This is a genomic window from Actinomycetospora sp. (assembly GCF_055612215.1).
Genome location: NZ_JBVPVA010000653.1, coordinates 1 through 6,115, shown reverse-complemented (window position 1 = coordinate 6,115; position 6,115 = coordinate 1). Strand labels below are relative to the sequence as shown.

At 75.3% G+C, this 6,115-nt stretch carries 3 protein-coding genes; all 3 read right to left on the bottom strand.

The features are described 5' to 3' along the window. Positions 1 to 569, bottom strand: a 569-nt coding sequence (locus AC0CYZ_RS17915; RefSeq protein ID WP_472217743.1) for a DUF8010 domain-containing protein, incomplete at its 3' end; no start/stop codon positions are given. Beyond that, entirely contained in the window at positions 566 to 1,027 is a 462-nt protein-coding gene (locus AC0CYZ_RS17910) for an acyl-CoA thioesterase (protein ID WP_472217741.1), read from the bottom strand. The genes AC0CYZ_RS17910 and AC0CYZ_RS17915, both read right to left, overlap by 4 nt. Further along, positions 1,024 to 5,985 carry an NAD-glutamate dehydrogenase gene (locus AC0CYZ_RS17905; RefSeq protein ID WP_472217739.1) on the bottom strand — a complete coding sequence of 1,654 codons (4,962 nt, stop codon included), beginning with the start codon at positions 5,983 to 5,985 and terminating at the stop codon, positions 1,024 to 1,026. Before AC0CYZ_RS17905 ends, AC0CYZ_RS17910 begins: the two co-directional genes overlap by 4 nt. Positions 5,986 to 6,115: the final 130 nt, after the last annotated feature.

Here is a 6,115-nt window from a genome sequence, read left to right as displayed (position 1 = left end):
CCCGACGCGTCGTCGGTCACCGTCAGCACGATCTGGTCGAGCAGCGCCGCGCTCGGGCGCCCGCTCGGGTCCCCGGCCCGCGCCGCCGCGACCCCGCGCTCGGCGAGCCGGCCGAGCTCCGCGGCGGGCACCTCGCCCACGACCTCCCAGCGCCGCCCGGGACGCAGCGGGGGCAGGGGGCCGCGCCACCGGTCGTCGACGGGCCTCCCCGGCTCCACCGACGGGCCCGATCCCCCCGACCCCTCGCTCCGCTCGCCACGCCCCGCGACGGCGAGCGCCGCCAGCAGGTCCGAGCCGACCACGGTGACGTCGCCCGGCGTCACCTCCCCCGGTGCGGTCCGGTTGACCAGGGCGTCGAAGGGGGTCGGCGCCCACGCCTCGACCGCGTCGGGGTCACCGTCGCCGCCCGGACGCGCCCGCAGCCGCACGACGACCGCGGCGTCGAGGCGCACCGCGCGGCCGACGAACTCGGCGAGGTCCTCGCGCTGCGCCCGGTCCGGCACCGTCAACCGGCTCCGGGGCGGCCGCCGGTCCGACACCGCCGCGCCCGCGCCGTCGGGCCCCGTCACGCGACCGTGTAGCGGTCCAGGAAGGACCGCTCCTCCGCCGTGAGGCGCCGCGGGCGCTCCGCCGCCAGGTCGTAGGGGACGAGCTGGGTGTCGGCGACGACGGCCGGCTTCGCGGTGTCCCACCCGCCGCCGTCCGCGCCGCCGGTGGGCAGGAGCAGCTCGTAGCCGACGGTGAACGACGCCGCCCGCACCTGCTCGCACCACATCCGCGCCCGCACCCCGCGACGGTCCCACGGAATGGGGCGGCGGTAGGCGACCTGGACCTTCGCGACGAGCAGACCCGCCTCGAACGCCGCGACCCCCTCGCGCACCGCGGCGTCGAAGAGGAGCGCCGTCCGGGCGTCCTCGAGCAGGGTGACGATCGTGGCGTGGTTGACGTGCCGGTACGGGTCCTGGTCGGACCAGCGCAGGGGCACGTCGACCTCGTAGGTGGCCACCGACCGTCCCGTCCTCGTCATCGGACCATGCTGCGGATCTGCCGGGCCGCCACCGACACCGTCGCGAGGTCGCTGCGCCCGGACCGGGCGATGTCGGCCAGCGAGCTCCGCGCGCGGGAGAGCCGCGAGGCGTTGGCCTGCTCCCAGTGCGCGATCTTCTCGTCGGGGGTCTCGGAGGGGTCGGTGCCGGCGAGCACGTCGAGCGTGACCGCCCGCAACGACGAGTACAGCTCGTCGCGCAGCGAGAGCCGGGCCAGCGCGTCCCACCGGTCGCGGCGGGAGAGCCCGGCGACCGCGGTCAGCAGCTCGTGGAGCCCGAGGTGGTCGGAGAGGGCGTAGTAGAGGGTCGCCACCCCGGCCAGGTCGTCGGGGTCGCTGCCGTGGTCGGCCTCGGCGAGCTCGGCGATCTCGGTGACGTCGAGGAGCCCGAAGCTGTACAGGCCGCCCACGGCGCGGTCCGCGAGCCCGATCGGGGCGCCGAGCTCGACCATGGCCTCGACGCGCTCGGCCAGGCCCTCGGCCTCGCGGCCGCGCAGCATCGAGGGCACCTGCGCGTCGAGCTCCGCGACGCTGCGGGAGAACCGTTGGGTTTCCGCGCCCACGGCCAACGGCTGCGGACGGTGGGTCAGCAGCCACCGGGACGCCCGGTCGAGCAGGCGCCGCGCCGCGAGCGTCAGCCGGTCCGACACCGCGGTCGGCAGGCCCGCCGCCGCGATGTCGGCGGCGAGGACGTCGAGCCCGAACACCCGGGTCGCGACCTGGTAGGCGCGCACGGCGTCGGACGGGGTCGCGGAGACCTCCGACACCAGCCGCTGCACGTAGGAGAGCCCGCCCCCGTCGACGACCTCGTTGGCGAGCATCGTCGTGACGATGCGGCGACGCAGCGGGTGCGCCGCGACCGCGCTCGGGTAGGCCCCGGCGAGGACCTGCGGGAAGTAGGACGGGAGCCGGCGGGCGAACACCTCGGCGTCGGGGAGGTCGGAGGCCGCGAGCGACTCGGTCAGGTCGAGCTTCACGTGCGCCATGACGGTCGCGAGCTCGGGCCCGGACAGTCCCTCGCCGGCCGCGCGGCGGGCCTCGAAGCCCTCGGCGTCGGGCAGCACGTCGAGCTCGCGGTCGAGCTCACCGCGGCCCTCGAGGTCCCGGACGAGGGCCTCGTGCACGTTGAGCATCTCCGCGGCGTGGGCGCGCGCCACCCCGAGGAGCTCGTTCTGGGCGACGTTGTCGGCGAGCACCAGCGCCGCGACGTCCTCGGTGGTGGCCGCGATCTGCTCGTCGCGGCGCTCGGCGGCGAGCTCGCCCCGCTCGACCAGCGAGTCCAGCAGGATCTTGATGTTGACCTCGTGGTCGGAGCAGTCGACGCCCGCGGAGTTGTCGACGGCGTCGGTGTTGACCCGTCCGCCGGCCCGCGCGTACTCGATGCGACCGCGCTGGGTGAGCCCGAGGTTGCCGCCCTCGCCGACGACCGCGACCCGCAGGTCGGCCCCGTCGACGCGCACCGCGTCGTTGCTCTTGTCCCCGGCGTCGGCGTGGGTCTCGTCCGAGGCCTTGACGTAGGTCCCGATCCCGCCGTTCCAGAGCAGGTCCACCGGCGCCCGCAGGATCGCGCGGATCAGCTCGGCGGGGTCGAGCCCCACCGGGTCGGGGTCGATCCCCAGGACGGCGGCGACCTGCTCGGTCACCGGGATCCGCTTGAGCGTGCGGGGGTGCACCCCGCCGCCGGCGCTGATCAGGGTCTCGTCGTAGTCCGCCCACGACGACCGCGCGAGCCCGAACAGCCGGCGGCGCTCGGCGAAGGACGCGGCCGGGTCCGGGTCGGGGTCGAGGAACACGTGGCGGTGGTCGAAGGCGGCCACGATGCGCAGGTGCTCGGAGAGCAGCATGCCGTTGCCGAAGACGTCGCCGGACATGTCGCCGACGCCGACCACGGTGATCTCGTCGGTCGCCACGTCGCGGCCCAGCTCACGGAAGTGGCGGCGCACGGACTCCCAGGCCCCGCGGGCGGTGATGCCCATGGCCTTGTGGTCGTAGCCCACCGAGCCGCCGGAGGCGAACGCGTCGCCGAGCCAGAAGCCGTGGTCCTTCGCGACGCCGTTGGCGATGTCGGAGAACGTCGCCGTGCCCTTGTCGGCGGCGACGACGAGGTAGGTGTCGTCGGCGTCGTAGCGCACGATGCGTTCCGGCGTCCGGGCGGCCGAGTCCGCGGCGTGGCCCTCCCGGTCGTCGACGAGGTCGAGCAGGGCCGAGACGAACATGCGGTAGCAGGCGACGCCCTCGGCGCGCTGGGCATCCCGGTCCGCGGCGGGGTCGCCGGTCGGGGCGGGCGGACGCTTGACGACGAAGCCGCCCTTGGCCCCGACGGGCACGATGACGGCGTTCTTCACCGCCTGCGCCTTGACCAGGCCGAGGATCTCGGTGCGGTAGTCCTGCAGCCGGTCCGACCACCGCAGCCCGCCGCGGGCGATGGGCCCGAACCGCAGGTGCACGCCCTCGACCCGGTGGGAGTGCACGAACGTCTCGATCGCCGGGCGGGGCTCGGGCATCCCGGGGACACGCGTCGAGTCGATCTTGATCGCGGTGTACTCGCGCGGGCCGCCATCGGCGTCGCGCAGGAAGTAGGTGGTGCGCAGGGTGGCCCTGACGAGGCCGAGCATCGCCCGCAGGATCCGGTCCGCGTCGAGCCCGGTGACGGCGTCGATGGCCGCCTCGACCTCGGCGTCGAGCTCGGCGACGAGGTCGTCGCGGCCCTTCGGGTACCGCGCCCGGTCGGGGTCGAGGTCGGGGTCGAAGCGGGCCTCGAAGAGCCGGACGAGGCCGACCGCGACCTCGGCGTGCGCCCCCACGACGTCGGTGATGTAGCTCTGGCCGTAGGGGCTGCCGAGCTGGCGCTGGTAGCGGGCGAGGGCGCGCAGCAGCGCCGCCTCGCGCCACGTCATGCCCGCGGAGAGCACCAGCGTGTTGAAGTCGTCGGTGCCGGCGCGGCCCCGCCAGATCGCGGTGAAGGCATCGGCGAAGCGCCGGGTGAGGTCCTCGGTGTCCTTCTCGGCGGCGGGCCGGTCGGTCCCCAGCCGCAGGCCGAAGTCGTTGATCCACCCGACGGCGCCGTCGCTGCGCCGGACCTCGTAGGGCCGCTCGTCGATCACCTCGATCCCGAGCGAGCGCAGGACCGGCAGGACCGAGGACAGCGTGATGCGGGTGCCGACGAGGAAGAGCTTGAGCCGGCGGTCCCCGGCCCCGTCGTCGACCGGGGCGTCCGCGGGCCGGTACAGGCGCACGGCGACGTCGTCGGGACCGTTCAGCTCGTCGAGCACGAGCAGGTCCGCGAGGCCCTGCTCGGGGGTGAAGTCCTCCTGGTAGGCCTGGCTGAACGGTTCGGCGAGGGCCCCGACGGCGGCGAGCGCGGCCCGTTCGACGGGGCCCGCCGCGGCGCGCAGACGGTCGCTCCAGGTGCGCGCCGCCTCGGCGAGCTCGGCGGTCAGCGCCGGGACGTCGGGACGGACCGGCTCGCGCTGCCCCGTGTGCACGGTGACGTGGAGCAGCGCGAGCTGGTCCTCGGTGACCCGGGCGGTGTACTCGATGTCGGTGCCCTCGAGGCGGTCGAGGAGCAGTTGCTGCATCCGCAGCCGCGTGGCGGTCGTGTAGCGGTCACGCGGCAGGTAGACCATCGCCGAGAAGTAGCGGCCCCAGCGGTCGCGGCGCAGGAACAGGCGCACCCGCCGGCGCTCGGCGAGGGCGAGGACGCCGGTGACGGTCTCGAGCAGCGATGCCCGGTCGGTGCACAGCAGCTCGGCGCGCGGGTAGGTCTGCAGCACCTCGAGCATCCGCTGGCCCGACCAGGACTCGACGGGCAGCTGGGTCTGGCGGATGACATCGCGGACGCGCCGTGACACCACCGGGATGCGGGTCACGTCGCTGCTGCGCGCCGCGACGGTCAGCACGCCGAGGAATCGGTGCTCGCCGACCACCCGGCCGCCCTCGCCGAAGACCCGCACGCCCACGTACAGCGGGTGCACCGGGTCGTGGACCGTCGAGCGGGCGCTCGCCCGGGTCAGCACCAGCAGGGCCGAGTCGTCCGTCCCGGTCCGGTCGGGTGCCGCCGCCTCGGCGAGCACGTCCGGGGCGAGGGCCTCCCGCTCCGCGAGGTCGGGGCCGGCGGTGAGGGCCCGCGCCGCCGCGCTGTCCCGGCGCAGGATGCCGAGCCCCCGGCCCGGGGACGTGGCGGCCGGCGCGCCGACGGCCTCGTAGCGGTAGCCGAGGAAGGTGAGGTTGCCGTCGGCGAACCAGCGCAGCAGCGCCACCGTGTCGTCCGTGCGGTGCTCGGCGACCGGGGGCGGCGACGACTCGAGGTCGTCGGCCAGCGCCCGCGCCTTCGTGCGCATGGTGTCGGCGTCCTCGACGACGTCACGCACGTCGGCCAGCACCGACGACAGCCGCTGGTGCAGGTCTGAGGCGAGCTCGCGGACCGACTCCGTCCCGGCGTCGGCCTCCAGCTCCAGGTTCATCCAGGACTCGACGACGGTGCCCGCGGGCGGGTCGGCGGGCTCGGCGTCCGGGAGGGTCTCCAGCAGCGCCCCGTGCGGGTCGCGCCGCACGACGACGAGCGGGTGCACGACGCGGTGCACGACGGTCCCGGTGCGTGCGAGCTCGGCCATGACGGAGTCGACCAGGTAGGGCATGTCATCGGTGACCACGAGGACGAAGACCCGGTCGGGGTCGTGCAGCGAGCCTGCCGGGCCGGGCTCCGCGCCGGCGCCGAGGACCGCGGTGACCGGTTGTCCCGGTACGTGCAGGCGGGCGAGGCTGCGGTGGGCCCGCACCATCGCGAGGGCCTCGGCCGGGTCGTCGACCTGCTCCTCGGGGGGCATCCGGTCGAAGTAGTGCACCGCGAGCTCGCCGAGCTCGGCGTCGTCGGCCTGGTCGCGCGCCGTGCGCCGCAGCGCATCTGCGCGCGACTCGCTCCGGGCCTCGGTGCTCGTCATCGGGTCGCCTCCGCCGGCAGCCGGGAGTCCGACGTCGTCAGGTCGCAGCACCACCGGGACACGACGGCCACTGTAACGACCGCTCCACAGGCCATCGGGCTCCGCCGACCAGGGGAACGGCTTGGATGGA